This window comes from Paenarthrobacter sp. NPDC056912 (assembly GCF_042786555.1).
GTDB lineage: Bacteria > Actinomycetota > Actinomycetes > Actinomycetales > Micrococcaceae > Arthrobacter.
Genome location: NZ_JBHUCD010000010.1, coordinates 148,936 through 168,300, shown reverse-complemented (window position 1 = coordinate 168,300; position 19,365 = coordinate 148,936). Strand labels below are relative to the sequence as shown.

Genomic DNA, 19,365 nt, shown 5'->3' with positions numbered 1-19,365 from the left:
GTGGCCCTGCCTCCCCGGTTTGTAAATGATGGTCAGCTAGAACGACGGGGCCGTGAATCCGAGGCCCAGCAACCCCCTGCCGGACTGCTCCACGATCGGATCGAAGCTTAGCGTCGGGTGGTTCAGAAGAACGTTGACGTCCCGCTGAATGCGCTGCAGCGGATGCGACAACCGGTGCGCGCTGCCGCCTGAGGCGGAGGCGATCATCCGAACAGCCTCTTCCGACGCCTGACCACTCAGGGCCAGCGACAAGCGGTATGTGGCCCTTTCCTCTTCCGTCATTTGTGCGTCGGATCGTTGTTGCGATGCAGCCACGGCCTGTACGGCTTCCTTCCAGTGCAGGCGTGCGGTGGCCACGTGGCCAAACGCTTGGGAAAAGCGTGCTTGGGCAAGTGCGGAATCTGCCTGGCGGAACTCGGTGGTGTTCTTGACCTTTCGGACCAACAACTGTTCCCGGAAAAGGTCGATCGCATACTCCGCGCTGCCCAGGGCCGTGGAGGGTGCAACGAGGTTCAGCAACGTGGCCATGGGCGTGTGCAGCATGGGGTCCTGGTGGATCCGGCTGCCAGGGTTGTTTGCTGCGCTCAGGAGTTGCCAGTCCATCACACGGTGTTCCGGGACGAAAAGGGCCGAGGCCCGGAGGTCGTTGCTGCCCGTGCCACGCAATCCGGCAGTATGCCACGCGTCCAGCAGTTCAAGTCCTGCGACGGGTACGATTGCTTGCAGGCGTTTGCCCTCACACTGGACAGCCAGCAGCGCCCACTCAGAGTGCATGACACCGGAAGCGAAGCTCCAATGGCCCGAAACGGAGAACCCGCCCGGTACTTTGACAGCCTCTCCGACCGGGGCGCCGGTGGCGGCCGCCAAGGGGGCGGCACCGTTGGCGAAGACTTCGTCCTGGACGCGCCGGGGCCAGCGCGCCAGCATCCAGACGTGCTCTATCAGGTGTCCGGCAGTCCAAGCAGTCGATGCGCACCCGCGTGCCAGCCGCCTTATCACCTCAACATAGGTCTCCACGCCCATGCTGTGGCCGCCAAGGCCCTTGGGCGCCAGCAGCTGGAAGACCCCCGCCCCTTTCAGGTCCTCCACCGTGGAGTCCGGCAGTCGCCGTAACTGCTCTGCCTCCTCGGCGCGCCCTCGCAGGCGCGGGAGCAAAGCCTCAACACGGGCGATCATTTCCTCATGGCCCGGCACGGCGGCACCGGTTGCTTCGGGAAGTTCCAGCGTGTGTCCGGTGCGGTCGCGTTTGGCCATAAGGTAGCGCTCATTGGCCCGGGAGAGATGCACTCCGGTGGGAACCTGCTCGCTTACCTCGATGCCCAGCTCCGTAAGCTGGGAAGCCTTGTCCGGGTTGTTGCTGAGCAACCGGATCCGTGCCGCGCCCAGTGCTTCCAGCATTTGTGCTGCCGCGGTGTAGTCGCGCTCGTCCCCGCCATGACCCAGGGCAATGTTGGCATCGTAAGTATCGAGTCCCGTGTCCTGCAGTGCGTAGGCATCGAGCTTGGAATAGAGGCCGATCCCGCGGCCCTCCTGGCGGAGGTACAGCAGGAACCCTCCGGCCCCGGCGATCTTCTCCACGGCTTCGCGGAGCTGTGGGCCGCAGTCGCAACGCTCGCTGCCAAACACGTCTCCGGTCATGCACTCGCTGTGGAGGCGAACCAGCGGCCCGTTGCTGTTACTTGCTGAAGCTCCGCCAAGCAGCGCCTGCTCCCACGGCCCCAGGGCCAGGAGCAAGTGTTCCTTGCCGTCGGCAAGGCCGTGGAAGGTCAGCACTTCTACGGTGGCGGAGAATCCGTCCGCAAAGCGGAGCGGGACGCTGACCTGGCTCCGGACGGAGGCTGTGGGCACGGAATCGGAGTGCGGTGCGATCTCCAGGCATGCGGTCATGAAACGTCCTCGATATTCGGCATGGACTTTATTAGTTGAAGCTTCAAGTTACGGTACAGGCCATCACTTGACTCTGCAACTAAATGACCAGGAACGACGCCGGATGGGCCAGACTTGAGGCACCCTCTTTCGAAAGCGTGGCAGCAATGATCTCCGTACAGCAGGATTCGCAAGGATTCATCCGCATGAAAAGGCACTTCCCGGCGAGTGCGTCCATCGCCGTAATCTTTGACGACGGATCCCAGGAAACCTTCACCGGGCGCCGGCTCAACGAGATCTACGACCAAGCCCTGGCTGCTTATCGGGCGGGTAACAACCTGGACGCGAAGGGATTCTCCCGGGGACCGCAAAAGAAGATGCAACAAGGCATAGAGTTTGTCCCCGTCTCGCCCGGAATGGCAGCGGGCTAACTTCTTCCGGAGGCGTGCTCCACGCAGAACGGTGTCCACGGGCGGGCCTCCAGCCGCCCCTCCGGAATGGCTGCTGCGCAGATTTCACACCGGCCATAACCGCCGGCCGCAATCCGCTCCAAGGCCGCATTGATCTGCTCCAATCCCGCCCGGCTTTGATCGAGGAGGGCGGATGCCTGGGAAAGCTCGAAAGCTATGGTGCTGCCCTCGGGATCATGCTCATCATCCACATTGGAGTCCTGTCGGGCGAGGTTGACCGAACGAATATCGCTTTGCAGTGACTCCACAAGTTCGAGTTTGCGATCACGCTCCTCCTCCAGGAGGCCGCGAAACCGTCCCACGTCAACCATCGCGGTCACAGCTCCACTGTGCCGCTCTCCCCCACGCTGAACCGGGAGTGCGTGACCTTGGACTTGACCCATTGAAGGACTGTTGCAGCCGTTCCACCCGGACTCGTCCAGTACTCCGCCGATTCCGAATCAACGCGCAGCAGGCAGACCTCAGGAGTGTCCGGGCCGTCAGGGAACCACGCCTCCACCACCTGATTCCACATCTCGTGGATCTTCTGCCGGTCCGTGACAACCTCGGCGGTGCCCGCGACGGATACCCACTCTGTGTTCTTGCCAAAGGAAACATTGACGCGAGGGTCCTGGCGCACGTGGGAGACCTGCGAAGTCCCCAGCCCCGTAAAGAACCACATGTCGCCGTCGTCCCTGACCTCCTGAACGGCCAACGGCCTGCTGACGAGGGCGCCGGCCTCGTTGATGGTGGTCAGCATGCCGATCTTGGCGTCGTTGATGATGTCCACGACCTTGTTGATTGCCTGCTCTTCGGCCATTCCCGGCTCCGTCCGTCCTCGAGGGGGGTGGATCCCCGCTCGCCAGCCTATTAGTAAGCCACCTTATTTACTAGGTTCTATTTGCCAGGTTCAGGCGGGGCCGAGGTGGACAGCACCCCTGCCAGCAGATAGCCAAGCACCAGGTCATAGTGCTCTACACTGCCGTAGCGACTCATCGGCACGGCCACCGAAGCTGTGAGCGGGAAAGCCTCCGCGACACCTGGGGACACCAAGTCCTCGGCCAAGGAATCCCCCGCGCCCCCGGCACGGGCCACCACAAAGGACGCCCAGCCGTAGTTCAGGCCAATGATGCCACTGAAGATCGCCACCGCCTCGTCGCCTTCAATTCCGCCGCGCTCCAGGATCCGCAACGCCCACTCGCCGATCGGCAGGGCATTGGGGCCCGGTGCAGGACGGGCAAACAAGGCCGTGACGGCCCACTGGTGGAGGCTCAGCATTTCCCGGTGATTCCGGGCGAACGCCCCCAGGTCATCGATCCAACTGGCACTTTCCAGCGGCGGCTCCATGCGCCCCAGTACGCGGTTCAGCAGCGCATCCACCAGCTCATCCTTGGTGCCGAAGTAGCGATAGAGGGCCATCGGCGAGGATTCCAACTCATTGGCCACCGCGCGGATAGTCAGCGCCTCGATCCCGCCGGCGGCAACAGCTTCAGCCACATCCAGGATCTCCTCGACAGTCAGCGAGTTGCGGGGGCGCCGGGCGCGGGCTGCGGAAACTGCTTTTGGCATGCTCTCAACTTTCCCTCAGGAACCTATTGTTTACAGCGTACACTAAGCGTAACGTACAACGTACACAATCACTCTTTCCCCCAGGAGATCTCATGTCATTCCTACGTTGGACACCCTCACTGCTCGGGTTCCCCTTGGGCGGCTGGCTTGCTTTCCAGCTCCTCGGTCCGGTCAGGAATCCGCTGAGCGCGGCCATCGCGGGGGTCCTTGCCGGCGCTGTCATCGGCGCCGCCCAATGGCTCGCTTTGCGCCCCGCAGTCAGTTGGAGATGGATTTTGGGCAGCACCATCGGCATGTCAGCCGGCAGCGCCCTGGCCGCCGTCGCTACAGGATCGTCGACCTCGGTAGCGGCCCTGGCTACGACCGGACTGATCGCCGGGGCCTGCGTAGGGCTGGCTCAGGGACTTGCCTTCATGCGAGGCTGGCGGGTTGCCGCACTGTGGACCGCAACGGTAAGCCCCGCCTGGGCGCTCGGTTGGGCGATCACCGCCAATGTCATCGTTGACGCCGACCACGGCTACATCGCGTTTGGATCCAGCGGCGCAGTGGTGGTCACGGTCATCACAGCCCTGGTCCTTCGCCGCATTCTGGGGAAGCGCAACCACCCCGCCGCTTCCCCGGCGGCGACTGCCGGCATCGGACATGCCGCCGGGAACCAGCTGTGAGTGCCGGGGTGGCGGCGGGTGTACTGCTGATCGTCCTGCCGCTGGCGTTCAACGCTGCCTTCGCCGCTCTGGCGTCCCGGTTCGACTACCCGGACATCCTCCGCAGGCCAACGCAGGAAATCCTGCAGCGCTTCCGCGACGGCGGGTCCGGCCTGGTGCTGCTGTGGTGGTCTTTCGCGATGACAGCGGTGCTCTTGGCTCCAGCGGCAGTCCTGCTGTCCGGTGCGCTGCCCGGAGCTGATCCCACGCTGCTTGCGTTGGGCTCGACGGCAGGCGTACTGGCCGCCGTCGTGCAGTTCCTTGGACTTATCCGTTGGCCGTTCCTGGTGCCCTACCTCGCCCGCACGGCCACCGACCCCAACGCCTCCGAAGCCCGAAAGGAAGCGGCCGACGTGGTCTTCCAGTCCTTCAACCGCTACCTGGGAGTAGCTGTCGGCGAACACCTCGGGTACCTGCTCAGCGGCGCATGGAGCATCCTGGCAGGCGTTGCCGTCATGCAAAGCAGCACTGTTCCCGGGTGGCTCGGCATTGCGGGCGTCGCAGTTGGCACTGTGCTGGCACTGTGCTCCCTTGAATTCGTGGGGACATTCGAGCCGAAGGGCTGGAAACTGGCCGCGGCCCTGACGCCTGTGACCTACATTGTGTGGTCATTGTGGCTGGTGGTGTTGGGCGTGTTCCTGCTGCTCTGAAGTGCCAGGGGTGCTCGAGAAAATCCGTCGTCGGACGGGAATCTTGTAGTCGCTCCGCCCGTTCTTCCTAGTGATGACCCGCCTCCGGCGGACACCGGAACGACAGGAAGTTTGGGGACTGACCATGACGTTGAACGAAACAATTGCCCGGCTCCGGGCGGGGCACCTGATGGTTCGCGACGCCAGGGAGTGGGACGCGCTCGCCGCCGAACTCCGTACCGCCTACGAAAACAATGATGACGAACTCGTTGAACAGTTGCGGCCACCGTTCGTCCAGTCATGGAGGACGGTCACCAGGTACGTCCTCCGCGACATGTTTGACGCCGCAGACATCGAGGTCACCGAACCCGGTCACCGGTGGGGCATCGCAACGCTGACGGGGAACGGAACCAGCTTGGAACCTCTTCTTTGCCTGGCGGGACCGTCAGACGAAGACGCCATTGATGCCACCGACGTCCTTGGCCGCCAGCTGTTCACCTTCGAAGAAACAATGGCGCACTATGCCGACTGCCTGACGCCCCTCTTCGCCAAGCAAGTGGCCTAGCCGAACCGCCGCATCAATCCCTCTTCAGCGGAGCGTCGATGACGCGGGGAACATACTCAAGCAACTGGAGCCGGCCGTCGAACGTCCGGCTCTCCACCATGTCCAGGGCAACATCCGGGTACCCGTCATAGATGCGCTCGCGCCCGGTCTTTCCGGTGATCACGGGAAAGACAACCAGCCGGTATCTGTCTACCAGTCCCGCGGCCAGCAGCGACCGGCAGAGGCTCAAACTGCCCAACGTGCTGAGCGTACCGGTGCGTGCCTGTTTCATTTCCCTCACGGCTTCAACCGCGTCCCCGGCGATCAACTCCGAGTTGGGCCATGCGAGAGGTTCCTTCAGCGTGGATGAAAAGATGACTTTGGGCATGGCGGCAAGGCCGGTCAAACTGGCGCCTTCTTCCTCGGAGAATCCCGAGTCGTCGCCGGAAGCCTGCTCCGACAGGCCGGCCATCACCCGATACGTATTCGCACCCATGAGGGTGGTGAGATCCTTCTTCCCCTCTTCCTCGAGCCACGCCAGGTATTCCGGCCCCTCCAGCCCCCACCATCCCGGCCACCCTTCGGCCGACGCGTAGCCGTCCAGGGAAATGATCAGGTCCACCATCAAGGTTGCGGTCGTCTCACTCATTGCTGTCTCCTCGGTTTAGCCGTGCGCTTTGACCGTGCGCCGAAATGCTAGCCCCGGACCGATCGGGCGTTCAAGGGGTCCAGGTTAGAGGAGGAGAAGGACGAATCCCCCGAGGGTGCTCACTATCCCGACACCGGTGAGGATCCAGCCCAGAATCAACACGGTATTGTCGTGGCGCGGTGGCTGGAGCGAGCATCGGGAGGGGTGGCAGACATCGTAATGGACCACTACGGAGCGCGAATCGACGCTCCCGTCCCTGGCGGCGACATCCAGCAGTACTTTTTGTTCTTCGTTCGCCTGATCCACCCATTGCAGTCCAAGGAATCCTCCGGCGGCGAATTGCTCTGCATCCGCGGTGGCCCACCGGCACCGGCGCCTGGCAATGATCCAGGCACTGATCAGGAGGGGCACACCCGGGACGAACCCCACCCAGGTCATCATTTCCAGAATGGGGCCGAGGACATCCACGGAACCGGCCATAAGTTGATCCTAAGCGCAGGGGATGAACACGGCGCAGAGATGAACACGATGCCCTTGGCAGTCCAGCGGTTCAGCCCGCCCGGTCCACCCTGGAACGCCAAAGCAGGTAGACGAAGTACGGTGCTCCCACCAGTGCCGTCATGATGCCCGCAGGGATCTGCGCCGGGGCGATGACGGTCCTGCCGATCACGTCCGCGAAAACCACAGTGCAGGCGCCAATAAGTGCTGCCACCGGGAGGACCCGCGAGTGCCGTGCTCCCACCAGGGTCCGGGCTGCATGTGGTGATACCAGGCCCACGAAGGCGATCACGCCCACGGAGGAAACAGCACCCGCCGTGAGCAGCACAGCCACCGTAAGCAGGAGCAGCCGGGAGCCGGAGAGTCCAATGCCAAGCACCCGTGGCGAGTCATCATCTACTGCAATCAAGTCCAGATCCCGGCGCATTCCCGCCAGCACCGGTAACGCCAGCACAAGGGCCAGCAACGTGGGCAGGACGGAGGCAAAATTCCGGCCATAGGTGGACCCGGACAGCCAGGTCAGGGCCTTCGTCTGGTTGAAGGGGTCCGTGCTCACCAGGAGAACGGTGATCATCGCAGCCAATCCCGCAGAGACACCGATGCCAATCAGCACCAGCCGGTTCTGCTGGAGCCCGCCACGGAACGCCAAACCGAAGACAAGCAATGCCGAAAGAGCTGCTCCCCCCAGTGCGGAGCCGGTGACAACCCAGGAACTTGCAGTCGGGACGGTAGTGATCACAATGATTGCCGCGAGCCCGCCACCGCCGGACACCCCAAGAATGCCGGGTTCAGCCAGCGAGTTCCGGGACACCGCCTGGATGAGGGCGCCGGCCAAGGCAAGCGCGGCACCGGCAAGGACTGCCGCCAGGACGCGGGGCATGCGGGTGCCCATGACAGCGCTGACACGGTTTCCTGACTGGCCCGTGAGCCAATTGAGCAGGTCCCCGAGCAGCAGTTTCGCGTCGCCAAGCAGGGCTCCTGCCACCAGTAAGCCCGTGAGCAGGACCAGGAGCCCGATCAAAACAGTGAGGAAGAACCTGCGGGAACGCAACCGTGCCAGCGCATCGCCTGCCACGCTGAGCCCGGCGTCGGACATCCGCATGGCCAGAATCACCAGGAAGACGGCACCGAAGACCGTAGTGACGGCACCGGTGGGAACTTCCACGCCCGCCTGCGCACCGAAAAGTCCACGGACCAGGACATCAGCGCCGATGACAACCACAGCACCGGCCAGGCCGGAAATGGGCAGCAGCGCCCGGTGCCGGCCCAGGCCACGAAGTCGCGACGCCAGGAGCCGCACGATCGCGGGGGCGCAAAGGCCCACAAATCCGATCGGACCGGCGATCGTCACCGCTGCTGCGGATAGGACAACGGCAAGTACGACGGCGCCAACCCGGGCAAGGCGCGGATCCGCGCCTGCCAGCCGGGACGCGTCGTCGCCCAATCCCAGCAGGTCCAGCCTGCGGGCCAGGAGGAACAGCCCGGCGATGGCCAAGAGAACTACGGGCGTGAACTGAACCAGCTCATCGGTGCGTGACTGGGCCAGGCTTCCTTGGCCCCAGGCATAGAGGCCAGTAGTCTCCTGGCTGAACAAAAGGAGGAGCGCGCTGGTGGCCGAATGCAGGCCCAATGCCAATGCGGTACCGGCCAGGACCAGGCGGATCGGGCCGCCATTGCCGTTGGCGCCTCCGCCGGACAACGCCAGCACGAGCACGGCTGCGGCGAGGCCGCCGATGAAGGCGACGCCTCCCGAAAGAAGTGATGGAAGGGTCAGCCCGAACGCAGCGATGGCCACGATGGCAAAGTGTGCTCCGGCGTTGACCGCCAGGGTGTCGGGAGAAGCGAGGACATTGCGGGTGGCCGACTGCAATGCTGCGCCGGCCACCCCCAAGGCGACGCCGACCAGCAGGCCGGCGAAAAGTCGCGGGATGCGCGAGGCGACCAACACTGCGGTTTCCTGGTCGGAACCGCTTCCGGTGAGCAGCCCGAGCAACTCGAGAGGGCCGACGTCGGCCGTTCCCTGCGTGAGGTGGATCAACGAAAACAGTGCCAGGAGGACCACGCCGGAGCCAGCCACCAGGAGCGGTCCGGGACGACGGGGGGACTCTTGTCCAATCGCCGATGCGGGTACGGGAGCACCCGCCACGGCCGTGGGTACGGTCATGGCGGGCCTCTTCACAGTGTCGGTCATGCCGTGGGACCTACTTGGTCAGGGACGCGACGATTGCGTCGACGTACTGCGTCATCGAGGCAGGGCCGCCGAACATCCAGATGCCGTCGGAGAGGCGGTGCACCTTGCCGGCTGCCACGAACGGAAGCGACTTCCACACTGCGTTATCCGTCAGCTGTTCGGTGAAATCGCCATCGGCGCTGTTGGTGATGTACACGAAGTGGTCGGCGTTGACGGCGGTCAGGCCTTCGACGTCGGTGGAACCCAGGCCGTAAGCGGGATCGCCTTCAACAGTCCAGGGGTTGACGAGTCCGAGTTCGGTGTTGATGTCAGCGAGCAGGGATCCCTTGGTGAAGGGTCGGATGGAGACCTTGCCGTCAGCAACCCAGCCGTCAGCAAACGCCACGCGGGAGCCTGCGAGGCCGGCCTTTTCGAGGTCGGCCTTGCCTTCGGCAACAGCGGTATCGAAGGCGGCGATGGCTTCTTCGGCCTTCTTCTCCGTGCCTGTTGCCTTGGCTACGAGCTTCAGGTTGTCCTCGGCCTGGGCAATCTGGCGGCTGCCGTCGGCGGACTTGACCACCACCACGGGGGCCAGCTCTTCGAGCTGCTTGATCACGGGCTCGGCCAAGTCAGTGGTGGCGACGATCAGGTCAGGATCGAGGGAAGCAATGGTGTCGAAGCTGGGCTCGTTGCGGGTTCCGATGTCAGTGGGGGTGCTGTTCAGCTTGCCTGCCGTGACCCAGGCGGTGTAGCCCTTGACGTCAGCCACGCCGACGGGCATGACGCCGAGGGTGGTGAGGTTCTCCACCACGTTCCACTCCGTGCCGATGACACGCTTGGCCGGGCTATCGAGCTTGACCTCGATGCCGCGGGCGTCAGTCAAGGTCACTGCTTCTCCGCTGCCGGCCGTGTTTGACGCGGAGCTTGCGGGGCCTTCGGTTGTGCCGCAACCGGTGAGGAGGACTGCCAAGGCGGCGGTTGCGGCGAGGGCCTTGTGGATCTTCATGGACACGGGGTCCCTTTCGTTGGGGGGGTGGGTTAGTTGTCGCTGTGCCGTCCGACGGCGCGGGTGCGCAGGCGGCCGGTCAGCGGATCGGTGTGGGTAACGATGGGGATTGAGTAGACCTCGCTGAGAAGCGCGGCATCGAGTGCCTCGTGGGCTGGCCCCGCAGCGGCAATACGGCCTTCGGAGAGCACCACCACATGGTCGGCCAGTGCGGCTGCTTCGTCGAGGTCGTGCAGCACCACGCCGATTGCCACACCGTGGATGCGGGCGAGGTCGTACACCAGATCGAAGATTTCCACCTTGTAGCGGAGGTCCAAATGGTTGGTGGGTTCATCGAGCAGCAGCACTGACGTGTCCTGCGCCAAACAGCTGGCCAGCCAAACACGCTGCAGCTGGCCACCTGAGAGTTCATGGACGCCGCGCTGGGCGAGGTCACCCACGCCAGTCAGGTCCATGGCACGCTCGACGGCGGCCGGTCCCTCGGGATCGGCCGCCCGCCACCGTCCGCGGTACGGATGGCGGCCAAACTCGACGACGTTTCGGACGCTCAAACCGTGTGGCACCGGGCGGCTCTGCGAGAGCAACGTCACATGACGGGCGAAGTCACTGCGCTTCATTAGGAGGGCGTCGGCAGCTTCCCCTTCCGCCGGGCTGACGGTTACGGTACCGGACTTTGCCTCATGCAACCGGGCCAGCGCACGCAGCAGCGTGGACTTGCCACTGCCGTTCGGGCCTACGAGGGCAACAATGCGGCCCGGTTCCAGCCGCAAGCCTGCCCCATGCACCACATCCCTGTCCCCGTAACGGAGTACCAGGTCAGTGGCCTCAAGCCCGGAAAGTTCACTCAGTTCAATCACAAAATGAAAGATTAGCTTAGGCTTACCTAATTTCTAAAAACGTGTCTGTGGATGTCACCGACAGCGTCCGCACATGGTTGTCCGCGACGTGCGAGGCTTGTTTCATGGACCTGGAAATCTCGCCCTCGCTGACGATTCCCGCCTCGGAGTTCGCCTGGCGGTTTTCCCGTTCATCGGGCCCGGGCGGCCAGCACGTCAACACCACCGACAGCCGGGTGGAACTCCTGTGGAACGTCGCCGAGTCCACTGCCCTGGAGGACGAACAACGGCAGTTGCTGCTCAAGCGCCTGGGACCCCGGCTGATCGCAGGAGTCATCACGGTGACAGCTTCCGAGGAGCGCTCGCAACTGCGCAATCGGGAGATCGCCCTGGCCAAGCTCGGCCGCCTCATCACGGCAGGACTTGTCCCTGAATCCGTCCGCCGCGCTTCCAAGCCGACTCGCGGGTCCGCCCGCCGTCACCGCGTGGCGAAGGAACAGCGGTCGGCAACCAAACAACAACGACGACGCCCTGCCGCCGAGTAGCCGTGCTCCCCTGTTGACCGGCGGCCGTCGGTGGGACCATACAGTCATGGCACCCATACAACGAATCCGCCCGCCCGGCCTCGTCTCCAGCCCGGCCTTCAGCCACGTCGCCGTTGTCCCGCCCGGCGCCACGACGATCTACGTCGGTGGCCAAAACTCCGTGGACGCCAACGGCTCCCTGATCGGGGTGGACGACGCCGCGGTTCAGTCCGCACGGGCCCTCGAGAACGCAAAAACTGCGCTGGCGGCGGCCGGAGCGACCATCAGCGACGTAGTGCAATGGACTGTGCTCTTCGTTGAGGGCGCGGATCTCGCGGCGGGATACGGGGCGATCGCGTCCGAGCTCGCCTCGGATGAGCCGCCACTGGTGACTGCCGCCTTCGTTGCCCGGCTGGGAGTGCCAGGTGCGCTGGTCGAGATCAGTGCGATAGCCGCCGTGGAACGGGGCTAAGCGCCGCTGATCTCAACCCATTCCGAACGCCACTCCGGCGCCTCGAAGGCGTCACTCCAGTAGGCCGTTTCCCTTGCGATCCTGCCGTCACGGAACTCGAAAATGAACACCGTCTCGTACGTTGGCCCGCCGTAGTCCAACGACGCCTCGGCCACCACCAGGTTTCCGCCGCTCAGCAGCCTGCGGGGCGTGATGGTGGGCAATTGTGGAAAGGCGTTGTAGATGCCCCTACGGTTCTCGGCGCCGCGCACGATTTCCCCGGATTGGGGCCAATGCATGACCGCATCGTCATGGAAAAGCTCGTCCATGACTTCGATCTGCCGGGCGTTGATGCACTCGATCAGACGCTTGACCACGTTTTCATTGACGGATTGTTCTCCCATAACCCGCATTGTCCTCCTGGGGGCCGGAGCGCACCACGGATTCCAGGGGCGAAATCAGCCCTTCTTGATCAGGTCCATGAATCCCTGGAGATGCTCGGCCATGTCCACCGACTCGTCGTAGAGCCAGCTCAGTTGGATGCCATCAACCAGCGCGGTGATCTGGCGGGCCACGACGTGCGGCGAAACGCCTTCCCGCAGGCGTCCGGCAGCGAGTTCACGGTCCAATTCGGATCGCACCGAGTCAACAAAATCCTGGTTGCGCCGCAGCAGGAATTCGTGGGCCGGGTGATCGGGGCTGATAGCCTCCGCCCGTAGCGTCGCGTCGAGGTGGATCACGCCGCGGATCCCGGCGTTGTGGCGCATGACTGCAGGCACGGTTTCGAGTAAACCTCGTTCGCTGATGAGCTCCTGCCGCCACGGCCCTTCCCGCTCCTCGCGCAGGACGAGCACTGCTTCAAGCAAGGCCTCCTTGCTCCCGAAGTGGTGCAGGAGCGCCGTGTGGCTGGTGCCTACGTGTTCGGCGATCTGGCGAATCGACAAGCCAAGGTACCCCTTTTCCGCAAACACCTGAAAGGCGGCCTCCACGAGCTCGGCACGCTTCCTGGCCCCGTTCGCGTAGGGCGCGCGCTTCCCTGTCCTGCCTGGCCCGCGGGTTTCCTGATCCATGTGAAGACCTCCTTTGACATGAGGCTACCAAGTTTCTTTTCCACTTTGGTAAAGAAATCAGTCCGAAAGTATTCCAATGTGGTCAAAGTTTGGCTACCTTTGCATGAAAGGCATTGCGGAACGTCCCGTGAGTGCCTTCAGCACCGGTCACAGAGAGCCAACGTCGGCTCTAATCCAAAGGAGGATTTTCATGGGTGACCCCAACGCCACTACCCAGGTCATTGACCCTGCACGAGCCGCATCACTCGGCGGCGCGTCCGGCACACAAGCCGTTCCAACGCCGTCGGGCGTCCTGCCGAACGCACAGCCGTCCCCGAAAAAGACCATGGCACTGGTTCTCATCGCCGCCCTGGGCATGTACATCATGAGCCTGACGCTGGGCACGGCACTCTCGCTTCGGCTGGCCGTGGTTGATCCAACGGGCAAGGAGACCAGCTACGGGATGGCGGTCTCCATCAGCGCACTGTTGTTGATAGTCACCATCCCGCTCACGGGCGCACTGTCCGATCGCACGGCAAGCCGTTTTGGCCGGCGGCGGCCCTGGATCATCGGCGGGTTGGTTCCGGCGCTGCTGGCAGCTGCCGTGATTGGCACCGTACCCTCCACGCCTGTGATCATTGCGGCCTACATTGTGGCTTTGGTCTGCGCCCAAGCGGCTTTCAACACCTATAGCGTCATTCCCATCGAAGCTCTCCCGGACAACAGGCGTGGCAGGGTCATGGGAGCCATGGGCATGTTCGGGGCCTTGGCGATGTCGGCAGGTTCCTACCTTGCTGCCTGGCTGGTCGACGCTCCCCTGTTCATGATGTGCGTCCCCGTCCTGCTGGCGATTGTTTGCACCATCCCGCTTCTGGTGCTCTACAAGGATCCCGCCAAGACCCGCGCCGAACTACCGCCGTTGGACCTCAAGGGGCTCGCGAAGTCGTTCCTGTTGAATCCGCGCAAACATCCCAACTTCGCCTGGGCCTGGGTCTCACGATTCCTCGCCGGCATTGCCATGACTGCTTTGTTCGCCTACTTCATCTTCTTCCTCATGGACGGACTGCACATGCCGATCGCCGAGGCCGGAAAGAGCGCGGGAACGTTGACCCTGATCTCGGCTCCGGTCAGCATCCTCTTCTTCACGGCCTCCGGTTGGCTCTCGGACAAGATCGGCCGCCGCAAGCCGTTCGTCATCGCCGCCGCGCTCCTCATGGCGACAGCCCTGGTCATCGGCGCCACGGCGTCATCCTTCGCACAGTTCATGGTGGCCTGGATCGTGTTCGCCATGGGTCAGGCGATGTACCTCACCGTAGACCTCGCCCTGTGCGCAGCGGTTCTCCCCGATGCCCGGGACACCGGCAAGGACATGGCGGTGTTCAGCCTGGCCCTCAGCATCCCCAACATCATTGTTCCCGCTGCTGCCCCGGCGATCCTGGCCATCGGCACCGGAGACAACTATGGCTTCCTCTGGTTCGCGGCCGCCGCGCTGTGTGCCCTAGGCAGCCTCACTGTCACCTTCATCAAGGGCGTCCGCTGACCAGCGGGAAACCCATCACAAGCCTCGAAAAAAGGAAACACATGACCACCTCACAGTCCTTCCCCCATGATTTCCTCTGGGGAGTAGCCACCGCCGCCCACCAGGTTGAAGGGAACAACGTCAACAGCGACACCTGGTTCCTGGAGCAACTGCCCGGCACGATCTTCGCTGAGCCCTCCGGCGACGCGATCGACCACTACCACCGCTACCGCGAGGACATCGCACTCATCGCGAGCCTCGGCTTCAGCACCTACCGCTTCTCCTTGGAATGGGCGCGGATCGAACCTGAGGAAGGACAGTTCTCGACGGCGGCACTCAACCACTACCGACGCGTCCTGGAGGCATGCCACGAGCGGGGCCTGACGCCGGTAGTCACTTACCACCACTTCACGTCACCGCTGTGGCTGCTTGCAGCCGGTGGCTGGGAAGATGAAGCGACGCCGGAGCGTTTCGCCCGCTACTGCGACCACGTCACGGAGCACCTTGGTGACCTGATCGGCGTCGCCTGCACGCTGAACGAACCCAACCTTCCCTGGCTGCTGAAGGAAATCGGCATCGGCGGCGGTCCTGCGGAAAGCCGTGGTGAGGTGCCCATCTGGGCGGCCGCCGCGGAGCGCCTCAACATCGAAGCAGCCCGGGTTGCTCCCTTCCAATTCACGGTCTCCACCGCCGGCTTCGACGTGAAGCTCGCGGCGCACCAGGCCGGACGCGATGCGATCAAGGCCCGCTACCCCGAGCTGATGGTTGGTTGGACCCTGGCCAACACGGACATTCACGCCGCGCCGGGCGGAGAAGCCAATGCGGACCGTATCCGCCGAGAGGTCAACGAGCGTTTCCTGGAAGCCTCCCGGGGAGACGACTTTGTGGGCATACAAACGTACGGACGCACGGTGTTTGGGTCTGACGGCCTCGTACACGCCGAAGACGGTGTCCCCACCAACCAGATGGGTGAGGAAATCTACCCCGAAGGCCTGGAAGCGACCATCCGCGAGGCTGCGCGTATTGCGCAGATCCCGGTCATCGTCACCGAGAACGGCTTGGCCACCGAAGACGACAACCAACGGCTCGAGTACCTTCGCACGGCTGTTGCGGGTGTCGCGTCCTGCTTGGCGGACGGCATCGATGTTCGCGGTTACATCGCCTGGACCGCGTTCGACAACTTCGAATGGGTGTTTGGCTACGTTCCCAAGTTCGGCCTGATCGCCGTGGACCGGACAACGCAGGAGCGCACTCCCAAGCAGAGCGCCCATTGGCTCGGTGGCGTGGCACAAAGCAACGGTGCCTCGCTGGACCTCGCAATCCAGCCGGCATAATCCGGCCGGACTGATCCTGTCCGTACTGCAACCGAATCCTTAACAACCCTGGAGACCTCCCTGATGACTACCTGGCACGCCCGCATGATCACCGCGGACAAAGACTATGACGGCGCACCACTGCTGCGTGGCGAATTCCGGCTGGAACAAGGGCATGGCGATGCTGTGTCCGCCACGTTGTTCCTGTCCGCACTCGGCGTGGTGGAGGCATGGGTCAACGGCCGGCGCGCCTCCGAAGACCTGCTCACGCCGGGTTGGTCCAGCTACGAATGGCGCGTCCGGTCCAGCGAACTCGACGTCACGGACTTGATAGGCCCGACGACGGTCATTGGACTTGCGCTCGGAAACGGCTGGTACCGGGGACGGCTGGCGTGGTCGGGTGGTTCGAAGTACTACGGTGAGGAGCTTGGTGGGTTCGCCGAGTTACGGGTCCGGTTCGCCGACGGCCACGAACAGGTCATCGGCACCGATGAGTCGTGGACCGCCGGGCCATCGGCCACCACGGCCAATGACCTCTACGACGGGCAATCCATCGATGCCCGACGTGTCGACGACGCGTGGCACGCCCCCGGCTTCGCCGCAGACCACTGGTCCGGGGTGCGCGTCCTCGACGACGACCTCAGCCGCCTCGAGCCCTACATCGGACCTCCCGTTCGGCGCCAGCTGGAACTGCAGCCAGTGAAGGTCTGGACATCGCCCACCGGCAAGGTGTTGGTGGATTTCGGCCAGAATCTCGTGGGCTGGGTCAGGGCCTCGGTGACTGGCGCTTCCGGAGATGTGGTGACCATCCGCCACGCAGAAGTGCTGGAAAACGACGAACTGGGTACCCGTCCCCTGCGCTCGGCGGAAGCCACCGACCGCTTCACGCTCTCTGGCGGAGCGGATGTCTTCGAGCCGACCCTGACGTTCCACGGTTTCCGTTACGCGGAAGTTGACGGCTGGCCCGGAGGCGCCGAAGCATTGCGCAGCGGCGGGCTGACCGCCGTCGTGATTTGTTCGGACATGAGGCGAATCGGCACGTTCCGGACGTCTAATCCCCTCCTCAACCGGCTTCACGAAAACGCAGTGTGGGGTATGAGAGGGAACTTCGTGGATGTTCCCACCGACTGCCCGCAGCGCGACGAGCGCCTTGGCTGGACAGGTGACCTTTCGGCCTTCGCGCCGAGTGCGGCGTTCCTTTTTGACAGCCGCGACTTCCTGAGGGACTGGCTTCGGGACCTTGCCCTGGAGCAGAGCCACGACGAGGACCTGGTCCCCTTCGTGGTGCCCAATGTCCTGAAGTACATTGAACAGCCGGCTGAGTTCGGTGCCCCGGACACCGCTGCTGTGTGGAGCGACGCTGCTGTGTGGGTACCGTGGGCTCTGTGGAATGCCTACGGTGATCGACGGGTACTCGAGGAGCAATTCGTCTCCATGACCGGGCACGCCCGGCGGCTCCGCAGCAAACTGTCACCGAACGGCTTGTGGGACACCGGCTTCCAATTTGGCGACTGGCTGGATCCCGATGCTTCCCCGGACCAGCCTTGGGCGGCGAAGGCCGACAAGCACGTGGTGGCGACTCTGTGCGCGTTCCGCTCCGCTTCGCTCGTGGCAGCGGCCGCCGACGTCCTTGGGGACGACGATGCGTCTGCCGAGTTCGGCGCGATGGCCCACGAGCTGCAGGCAGCCTTCACGGAACACTACGTTTCCGGCGACGGCGTCATCACCAGCGATTGCACCACCGTCTACGCGCTGGCAATCGTCTTCGGAATCCTTGCCGAGCCAGACCGGACATTCGCTGGTCACCGGCTGGCCGAACTGGTGGAACAGTCGGGATTCCGCATCTCCACTGGCTTCGCGGGCACTCCGTTCGTCACAGACGCACTGACCGACACAGGCCACTTGGACGAGGCATACCGTTTGCTGCTGCAAACGGAGAATCCGTCCTGGCTCTACTCCGTCACCATGGGCGCCACCACTATTTGGGAGCGCTGGGATTCCATGCTGCCGGACGGCACCATCAACCCCGGCGAGATGATCAGCTTCAACCACTACGCTCTCGGTGCAGTGGTGGACTGGATGCACCGCACTATCGGCGGGTTGTCACCCTTGGAGCCTGGCTACAGCCGCATCCTTTTTGCCCCGCAGCCCGGAGGCGGGCTCGAATGGGCCGAAACCAGCCTGGAAACTCCACTCGGTCTGACGTCCGTTCGCTGGGAACTCAGGGAAGGTCTCCTCGAAATTTCTGCGGTGGTGCCGGATGGCAGCGAGGCTGTCCTGCGGCTACCAGGCACTGACGACGAAATCCTCGGTCCGGGGCACCACAGCAGGAGCGCGCTGATCGCGAAGCTCAGCTTTCAATGATTGAAATCAACCCCCGCGGGATCACCTCTGATGAGCAAAGCTTGAACCAGGTACTTATGCCGACGAAGGAAAGAAGGAACCACATGTCCCTCAGCGTCGAGGAAATCAACAAAGCCCAACCCCTGGCCAACATTCTGCCGGGCGAAGCCGTCCCCTACTACATGGCCTCCGGCGAAGGCGCCCGGTACGAGATCAACGGGCAGCTGGTGACAGTGATCGCCCGTGCTGCGGACACCGGCGGGATCTTCAGTGCTGCCTACATTTCCGGCGGCATGGGGGCGGAATCGCCATTCGTCAGCCACGCGATCGAACACAAGACGCTCTACGTCTTCGACGGAATCCTGCACGTCTGGCTCCCCGGTGAAAGCAGGGTCCTCACCCCGGGCGATTCCGTGGTCATCCCGCCCGGAACGCCCCATGCCTACCGGATGGCGAGCCACTACACCCGCTTCCTCAACTGGATGACGCCCGGCGGAGCGGAGGCCTACTACGAGCGGATCGGCACCCCTATCGACTCGCACGTTCCCCCGGTACGCGCCGGCCACCTGCTGACAGCCAAGGAACAGGCAGAAGTGGGTGCCGAATTCGGCATCACCTTCCCGGATATCGAACGCATGCAGCCGAGCCTGCAGCAGAACGCCGGGCTGCCATCATCGCTCAGCCCCTACTTCCTCAGTGCCGGCGAAGGTGAGCGCCTGGTGAGTTACCAGACGATGTTTACCTACCTGTCCCGGCCGGAGAACACCGGTTCGAACTATTTCGCAGTGCACACCAAGGGTGCCAAGTCCCCCTATATTCCACTGCACTTCCACTCCGAACACACGGAGAATTTCCTGTGCACGGAAGGGCGCATGTGGCTGTATGCCAACGGCCGGGAGATGCTGCTGACCAAGGGCGACTTCGTCCACGCCCCGGCCGGTACCATCCATTCCTTCGCGTTCGATTCCCACAACACGCAGATGGTCGGATTCCTGACGCCCTCGGTCTTCAACGGCTTCTTTGAATACTTCAACAAGCCCACGGACGACTACATCTACACCGAGGGCGGGGAGCCGTACATGGACATGGAAGGCTTCGGCCGGGCCCAGGCGGAAATGGACCTCACGGTGGTTGGGCCTCCCCCGCAGCGACGCTCCGCGTTGGACATCTAAGCCACACAAAGCGAAGGCCCGGATCTCTCCAGAGGTCCGGGCCTTCGCTTTTTGGGGCACACCCCGCTGGCGGA

The 19,365-nt window shown here is 63.7% G+C and carries 21 protein-coding genes; 10 read left to right on the top strand and 11 right to left on the bottom strand.

Translation table 11 applies throughout. From position 1 onward, the window contains the following. Nucleotides 1-36 precede the first annotated feature (36 nt). On the bottom strand, nucleotides 37-1,887 hold the full coding sequence (gene ribA / locus ACFRJ9_RS12965) for a GTP cyclohydrolase II RibA (protein ID WP_377668433.1): 1,851 nt from the start codon (nucleotides 1,885-1,887) through the stop codon (nucleotides 37-39). 146 nt (nucleotides 1,888-2,033) lie between these two features. Here ribA and ACFRJ9_RS12960 point away from each other — a divergent pair, with 146 nt between their 5' ends. Then, a complete protein-coding gene (locus tag ACFRJ9_RS12960) occupies nucleotides 2,034-2,297 on the top strand; it encodes a hypothetical protein (protein ID WP_377668479.1) in 264 nt (87 codons plus the stop codon). Here ACFRJ9_RS12960 and ACFRJ9_RS12955 read toward each other — a convergent pair. From ACFRJ9_RS12955 to ACFRJ9_RS12945, 3 genes are all read right to left on the bottom strand, one after another. Next, nucleotides 2,294-2,647: a TraR/DksA family transcriptional regulator gene (locus ACFRJ9_RS12955; protein WP_377668477.1), complete on the bottom strand. Its 354-nt coding sequence runs from the start codon at nucleotides 2,645-2,647 to the stop codon at nucleotides 2,294-2,296. The genes ACFRJ9_RS12960 and ACFRJ9_RS12955 overlap by 4 nt on opposite strands. A 5-nt stretch (nucleotides 2,648-2,652) precedes the next feature. Next, the gene (locus ACFRJ9_RS12950; protein ID WP_377668430.1) at nucleotides 2,653-3,135 is read right to left on the bottom strand and encodes a pyridoxamine 5'-phosphate oxidase family protein; all 483 of its coding nucleotides are present in this window, start codon (nucleotides 3,133-3,135) and stop codon (nucleotides 2,653-2,655) included. Nucleotides 3,136-3,212: 77 nt separating this feature from the next. Further along, nucleotides 3,213-3,884: a TetR/AcrR family transcriptional regulator gene (locus ACFRJ9_RS12945; RefSeq protein WP_377668427.1), complete on the bottom strand. Its 672-nt coding sequence runs from the start codon at nucleotides 3,882-3,884 to the stop codon at nucleotides 3,213-3,215. A gap of 92 nt (nucleotides 3,885-3,976) precedes the next feature. Between ACFRJ9_RS12945 and ACFRJ9_RS12940 the strand changes: the two genes are divergently transcribed. From ACFRJ9_RS12940 to ACFRJ9_RS12930, 3 genes are all read left to right on the top strand, one after another. Continuing rightward, nucleotides 3,977-4,549 (top strand): hypothetical protein, encoded by a 573-nt coding sequence (locus tag ACFRJ9_RS12940; RefSeq protein ID WP_377668424.1) that lies wholly within the window; start codon nucleotides 3,977-3,979, stop codon nucleotides 4,547-4,549. Continuing rightward, nucleotides 4,546-5,238, top strand: a complete 693-nt coding sequence (locus ACFRJ9_RS12935; protein ID WP_377668422.1) for a DUF4386 domain-containing protein — start codon at nucleotides 4,546-4,548, stop codon at nucleotides 5,236-5,238. Before ACFRJ9_RS12940 ends, ACFRJ9_RS12935 begins: the two co-directional genes overlap by 4 nt. Before the next feature lie 124 nt (nucleotides 5,239-5,362). Then, nucleotides 5,363-5,782 carry a hypothetical protein gene (locus ACFRJ9_RS12930; protein ID WP_377668420.1) on the top strand — a complete coding sequence of 140 codons (420 nt, stop codon included), beginning with the start codon at nucleotides 5,363-5,365 and terminating at the stop codon, nucleotides 5,780-5,782. A gap of 13 nt (nucleotides 5,783-5,795) precedes the next feature. On the opposite strand, the gene ACFRJ9_RS12925 is transcribed toward ACFRJ9_RS12930, so the two are convergent. From ACFRJ9_RS12925 to ACFRJ9_RS12905, 5 genes are all read right to left on the bottom strand, one after another. Next, a complete protein-coding gene (locus ACFRJ9_RS12925; RefSeq protein ID WP_377668417.1) occupies nucleotides 5,796-6,410 on the bottom strand; it encodes a dihydrofolate reductase family protein in 615 nt (204 codons plus the stop codon). Nucleotides 6,411-6,494: 84 nt separating this feature from the next. After that, complete coding sequence (locus ACFRJ9_RS12920; RefSeq protein WP_377668414.1) at nucleotides 6,495-6,890, bottom strand: hypothetical protein; 396 nt, start codon at nucleotides 6,888-6,890, stop codon at nucleotides 6,495-6,497. Between the two features lie 70 nt (nucleotides 6,891-6,960). Continuing rightward, a complete protein-coding gene (locus ACFRJ9_RS12915) occupies nucleotides 6,961-9,099 on the bottom strand; it encodes an iron ABC transporter permease (RefSeq protein WP_377668412.1) in 2,139 nt (712 codons plus the stop codon). 10 nt (nucleotides 9,100-9,109) lie between these two features. Beyond that, nucleotides 9,110-10,090 carry an ABC transporter substrate-binding protein gene (locus ACFRJ9_RS12910; RefSeq protein ID WP_377668409.1) on the bottom strand — a complete coding sequence of 327 codons (981 nt, stop codon included), beginning with the start codon at nucleotides 10,088-10,090 and terminating at the stop codon, nucleotides 9,110-9,112. A 26-nt stretch (nucleotides 10,091-10,116) separates the two neighbouring features. After that, complete coding sequence (locus ACFRJ9_RS12905) at nucleotides 10,117-10,941, bottom strand: ABC transporter ATP-binding protein (protein ID WP_377668407.1); 825 nt, start codon at nucleotides 10,939-10,941, stop codon at nucleotides 10,117-10,119. 104 nt (nucleotides 10,942-11,045) lie between these two features. On the opposite strand from ACFRJ9_RS12905, the gene arfB reads away from it, so the two are divergent. Both arfB and ACFRJ9_RS12895 read left to right on the top strand, forming a co-directional pair. Then, nucleotides 11,046-11,465 (top strand): alternative ribosome rescue aminoacyl-tRNA hydrolase ArfB, encoded by a 420-nt coding sequence (gene arfB / locus ACFRJ9_RS12900; protein ID WP_377668404.1) that lies wholly within the window; start codon nucleotides 11,046-11,048, stop codon nucleotides 11,463-11,465. 46 nt (nucleotides 11,466-11,511) lie between these two features. After that, on the top strand, nucleotides 11,512-11,916 hold the full coding sequence (locus ACFRJ9_RS12895; protein ID WP_377668402.1) for a RidA family protein: 405 nt from the start codon (nucleotides 11,512-11,514) through the stop codon (nucleotides 11,914-11,916). Here ACFRJ9_RS12895 and ACFRJ9_RS12890 read toward each other — a convergent pair. Together ACFRJ9_RS12890 and ACFRJ9_RS12885 are read right to left on the bottom strand one after the other, a co-directional pair. Further along, nucleotides 11,913-12,299, bottom strand: coding sequence for a nuclear transport factor 2 family protein (locus tag ACFRJ9_RS12890; protein WP_377668400.1), 387 nt, complete (start codon nucleotides 12,297-12,299; stop codon nucleotides 11,913-11,915). The genes ACFRJ9_RS12895 and ACFRJ9_RS12890 overlap by 4 nt on opposite strands. Nucleotides 12,300-12,353: 54 nt before the next feature. Beyond that, nucleotides 12,354-12,965, bottom strand: a complete 612-nt coding sequence (locus tag ACFRJ9_RS12885) for a TetR/AcrR family transcriptional regulator (protein ID WP_377668398.1) — start codon at nucleotides 12,963-12,965, stop codon at nucleotides 12,354-12,356. A 190-nt stretch (nucleotides 12,966-13,155) separates the two neighbouring features. On the opposite strand from ACFRJ9_RS12885, the gene ACFRJ9_RS12880 reads away from it, so the two are divergent. From ACFRJ9_RS12880 to ACFRJ9_RS12865, 4 genes are all read left to right on the top strand, one after another. Beyond that, the gene (locus ACFRJ9_RS12880; protein WP_377668396.1) at nucleotides 13,156-14,484 is read left to right on the top strand and encodes an MFS transporter; all 1,329 of its coding nucleotides are present in this window, start codon (nucleotides 13,156-13,158) and stop codon (nucleotides 14,482-14,484) included. Nucleotides 14,485-14,525: 41 nt separating this feature from the next. Then, the gene (locus tag ACFRJ9_RS12875; protein WP_377668393.1) at nucleotides 14,526-15,797 is read left to right on the top strand and encodes a glycoside hydrolase family 1 protein; all 1,272 of its coding nucleotides are present in this window, start codon (nucleotides 14,526-14,528) and stop codon (nucleotides 15,795-15,797) included. A gap of 63 nt (nucleotides 15,798-15,860) precedes the next feature. Further along, nucleotides 15,861-18,140, top strand: coding sequence for a family 78 glycoside hydrolase catalytic domain (locus ACFRJ9_RS12870; RefSeq protein ID WP_377668390.1), 2,280 nt, complete (start codon nucleotides 15,861-15,863; stop codon nucleotides 18,138-18,140). An 83-nt stretch (nucleotides 18,141-18,223) separates the two neighbouring features. After that, nucleotides 18,224-19,291 (top strand): quercetin 2,3-dioxygenase, encoded by a 1,068-nt coding sequence (locus tag ACFRJ9_RS12865; protein WP_377668388.1) that lies wholly within the window; start codon nucleotides 18,224-18,226, stop codon nucleotides 19,289-19,291. Nucleotides 19,292-19,365: the final 74 nt, after the last annotated feature.